This window comes from Micrococcus sp. HMSC31B01 (genome assembly GCF_001816085.1).
Taxonomy (GTDB): Bacteria; Actinomycetota; Actinomycetes; order Actinomycetales; family Micrococcaceae; genus Micrococcus; species Micrococcus luteus.
Genome location: NZ_KV825144.1, coordinates 1 through 2,198, shown reverse-complemented (window position 1 = coordinate 2,198; position 2,198 = coordinate 1). Strand labels below are relative to the sequence as shown.

The following is a 2,198-nucleotide window of genomic DNA, read 5'->3' as shown; positions in this document are numbered from 1 at the left end:
CACCGCCGGGCCGCACTGCACACGGCCCCGTGCCCGGCACGGGACGCCGCGTGATCCCATCCCGCAGAACCGTTCTGCGGGCTCCAGAGAACTCTGAAGGAGCACCACGATGGCGAAGGCTGAACTCCGCAAGCCCAAACCGAAGTCCAACCCGCTCAAGGCCGCCAAGATCACCGAGATCGACTACAAGGACGTGGCCCTGCTGCGCAAGTTCATCTCCGACCGCGGGAAGATCCGTGCCCGTCGCGTGACCGGCGTGACCGTCCAGGAGCAGCGCAAGATCGCCCAGGCCGTCAAGAACGCCCGCGAGGTGGCCCTGCTGCCCTACGCCGGCGCCGGCCGCGGCTGATCGAGCGAGCGAAGGAAGGAACACCCAGATGGCAAAGCTCATCCTGACCCAGGAAGTGGCCGGTCTCGGCACCTCCGGTGACGTGGTCGAGGTCAAGAACGGGTACGCCCGCAACTACCTGCTCCCGCGCGGTTTCGCCACCGTGTGGACCAAGGGCGGGGAGAAGCAGGTCGAGTCCCTGCAGAAGGCCCGCGCGGCCCGCGCCGTGGCGAACCTGGAGGACGCGCAGGCCCAGGCCGCGCAGCTCCAGTCCGCCACCGTGAAGCTCGAGCGCACCGCCGGTGCGGAGGGTCGCCTGTTCGGCGCCGTCCAGACCGCCGACGTCGCCGAGGCGATCGAGGCCGCCGGCCTCGGCTCCGTGGACAAGCGCTCGATCACCCTGCCGGCGCACATCAAGTCCGTGGGCAACCACGAGGCCCAGGTCCGCCTGCACGAGGACGTCATCGCGACCGTCCAGCTGCAGGTCGTGGCCGCCAAGGCCAAGAAGTGATCATCCGCTTCTGAGCCCGTCGCGCACGCGACGCGCACCCGAGGCCCCGGTCCGCTCTTCACGAGCGGGCCGGGGCCTCGTGCCGTGGGGGAACATGGAGATCATGCCCTCCGCCCCACCGCCCTCCGACCCCGCCGGCTCGACGGCGGCCCCGCGCCCGCCCCTGTGGACGCGCCCGTTCATCCTCGTCAGCGCCACCTACCTGTTCGTGGCGATGATCTTCTACACGCTCATGACCGCGATGGCGCTCTACGCCGTCACGTCCTTCGGCGCGTCGGACGCGGAGGCCGGCGTCGTGGTGGGGGCGTTCGTGCTGGGCGCGGTCCTCACCCGCATGACGACGACGCCCGCCACCTTCGCGTGGGGGCGGCGGCGGGTCCTGCTCGTCGCCTTGGCCTGCTACGTCCTCACGACGGCGGCGTACCTCTGGGCGGACTCCCTGGCCACGCTGACCGCGGTCCGGCTGCTCAACGGCATGTGCTTCGGCGCGGCCGGCACCGTGCTGGCCACGGCCGTGCAGCGGATCGTCCCGCCCGTGCGCCGCTCCGAGGGCACCGGCTGGTTCTCCACGTCCATGACGCTCGCGGGCGCCGTCGGGCCGATGGTGGCCCTGCAGCTGAGCACCACCCTCGGCTACGACGCCCTGTTCTGGGCGTGCATCGGCTTCACGGGCATGGCCCTGCTGATCGCCCTGTTCCTGCGCGTGCCCGAGCCGCCGCTGACGGGCCGGTTCCGGCTGCACCGGGCGGACGTGTTCTCCGCGGAGGTGGCGCCGGCGGCGGGCGTGGCCCTGGCCTCCGGGTTCATGTACGGCGGCATCCTCGCGTTCATGGCCACGTTCGCGCAGCAGCAGGGCTACCCGGCGATGGTGCCGAGCCTGTTCTTCCTGCTCTTCGCCGCGGGCACCATCGTGGGCCGCGCCGTCCTGGGCGTGCTGCACGACCGGCACGGGGACAACGCCGTCGTCTACCCGATCCTCGCGGGCATGGCCGTCTCCTACGCGGTGCTGGCGCTGTGGCGGGAGCCGGCGGGCATGCTCGCGGCCGGCGCCCTGCTGGGGCTGACCTACGGGCCCGTGGTGAGCGTGTTCCAGACCATCGCGATCAAGGTGGTCCGGCCCACCGAGATCGGCGTCGCCACGGGCACGTTCTTCCTGCTCCTGGACCTCGGCACCGGCCTCGGCCCCATGGTGCTCGGCGCGGTGGCGGCCGCCGTCGGGATCCCGGTGATGTACCTGCTCTCCGGCGGGGTCGGGATGGCGCTGCTGCTCTACTACCGGCTCGTGCACGGCGGCCGGGCCATCGCCCGGCGCCCGCCCCCGGCCTGAACCGGGCGGCGCGCTCAGGCGGGCCCGTGCCG

3 protein-coding genes are annotated in these 2,198 nt (G+C 72.3%); all 3 read left to right on the top strand.

Annotation, left to right across the window (positions count from 1 at the left end; translation table 11 throughout):
- The first annotated feature begins 109 nt into the window (after positions 1 to 109).
- Positions 110 to 349: a 30S ribosomal protein S18 gene (gene rpsR / locus HMPREF3105_RS06865; RefSeq protein ID WP_002857788.1), complete on the top strand. Its 240-nt coding sequence runs from the start codon at positions 110 to 112 to the stop codon at positions 347 to 349.
- 28 nt (positions 350 to 377) lie between these two features.
- A complete protein-coding gene (gene rplI, locus HMPREF3105_RS06860) occupies positions 378 to 839 on the top strand; it encodes a 50S ribosomal protein L9 (RefSeq protein ID WP_002857787.1) in 462 nt (153 codons plus the stop codon).
- Positions 840 to 942: 103 nt separating this feature from the next.
- Entirely contained in the window at positions 943 to 2,166 is a 1,224-nt protein-coding gene (locus HMPREF3105_RS06855) for an MFS transporter (RefSeq protein WP_223247490.1), read from the top strand.
- The last annotated feature ends 32 nt before the right edge of the window (positions 2,167 to 2,198 follow it).

Bases quoted from the DNA above. Each gene is read 5' to 3' on its own strand.
- HMPREF3105_RS06855 (WP_223247490.1), top strand. From the start codon at position 943: ATGCCCTCCGCCCCACCGCCCTCCGACCCCGCCGGCTCGACGGCGGCC.
- rplI (WP_002857787.1), top strand. From the start codon at position 378: ATGGCAAAGCTCATCCTGACCCAGGAAGTGGCCGGTCTCGGCACCTCC.
- rpsR (WP_002857788.1), top strand. From the start codon at position 110: ATGGCGAAGGCTGAACTCCGCAAGCCCAAACCGAAGTCCAACCCGCTC.